This is a genomic window from Mycobacterium sp. TH-M82 (genome assembly GCF_057473605.1).
Window position 1 is genome coordinate 1 of sequence record NZ_JBYCKY010000583.1, and the last position, 1,377, is coordinate 1,377.

The 1,377-nt window shown below is 67.5% G+C and carries 3 protein-coding genes; all 3 read right to left on the reverse strand.

Annotated features, from left to right (window positions below; translation table 11 throughout):
* Positions 1–229: preprotein translocase subunit SecG (gene secG / locus AC2VON_RS17530; protein ID WP_486954089.1), on the reverse strand; the 229-nt coding region annotated here is incomplete at its 3' end.
* Positions 230–259: 30 nt separating this feature from the next.
* Positions 260–1,045: a triose-phosphate isomerase gene (gene tpiA / locus AC2VON_RS17535; protein ID WP_486954090.1), complete on the reverse strand. Its 786-nt coding sequence runs from the start codon at positions 1,043–1,045 to the stop codon at positions 260–262.
* Positions 1,042–1,377 (reverse strand): phosphoglycerate kinase (gene pgk / locus AC2VON_RS17540; protein WP_486954091.1); only part of this gene is annotated, 336 nt, incomplete at its 5' end. The genes pgk and tpiA, both read right to left, overlap by 4 nt.

A 1,377-nucleotide genomic window follows, 5' to 3' on the forward strand; every position in this document is an offset into this window, starting at 1 on the left:
GCAGTTTGATCAGCAACGCCATGCCGATAATCGACACCAGCCAGATGCCGACCACGAACAGGGTCAGCCGGTCCAGGTTCTTCTCCACCACGGTCGACCCGGACAGGCTGGACTGCACACCGCCGCCGAACAGCGTCGACAACCCGCCACCCTTCGCGCGGTGCAGCAACACCAGCAGCACCACCAGCACACTGGTGATCACCAGCAGGATCTGCAGCGTCAATACCATGGCCGAGAGCCTACCGGTCAGAGCGCCGCCTCAAGGCAGGGGCCCACCGGCGGCGATCGCCGCCAGGGTGGCGAACTGCTCGCCGTCCAGCGACGCCCCTCCCACCAGAGCGCCGTCCACGTCGTCCTGCGCGATGATCTCAGCGATGTTCTTGGCGTTGACCGAGCCGCCGTAGAGCACCCGGACGGTGCCGGCGGCCGTTGCCGAGGTGAGCGTGGCCAGTTCCGCTCTTACCGCCGCGCACACCTGCTGGGCGTCGGCGGCGCCGGCCACCCGGCCGGTGCCGATCGCCCAGACCGGTTCGTAGGCGACGACGACCTCGGCGATCTGGTCGGCGTTCAGCCCGGCCAGCGAACCGCGCAACTGGCTCACGCAGTATTCGATGTGCTGGCCGGCCTCCCGGACCTCCAGATGCTCGCCGATGCAGACGATCGGGATGAGCCCGTGTTTCAGCGCGGCGGCCGCCTTGGCGGCCACCAGCGCGTCGTCCTCACTGTGGTAGCTGCGCCGCTCGGAGTGCCCGACGACGACGTAGCGGCAACCCAGCTTGGCCAGAAACGCCCCGCTGACCTCGCCGGTGTAGGCGCCCGCATCGTGGGCGGACAGGTCCTGGGCGCCGAAGGTCAGCCGCAGCTTGTCGCCGTCGACCAGGGTCTGCACGCTGCGCAGGTCGGTGAACGGTGGCAGCACGGTGACGTCGACTTTGTCGTAGTACTTGTCCGGCAGCGCGAACGCGACCTTTTGTACCAGCGCGATCGCCTCGAAGTGGTTGAGGTTCATCTTCCAGTTGCCGGCGATCAGCGGCTTGCGGCTCATAGTGGTCCTTCGCTCGGATGCCCGGTACCACCCAGCACTTCAAGTCCCGGCAGTGGTTTGCCCTCAAGGTATTCCAGTGAGGCCCCGCCCCCGGTGGAGATGTGTGAGAAGCCGTCCGCCGCCAGACCCAGAGCGCGCACCGCGGCTGCGGAGTCACCGCCGCCGACCACGCTGAACGCACCCTTGCCGGTCGCGGCCACGATGGCCTCGGCTACTCCCTTGGTTCCGACGGCGAATGCCGGGAACTCGAACACCCCCATGGGGCCGTTCCAGAAGATGGTCTTGGCGTTCGACAACAAGGTGGTGAACCGTCTCACCGACTCCGGCCCGAT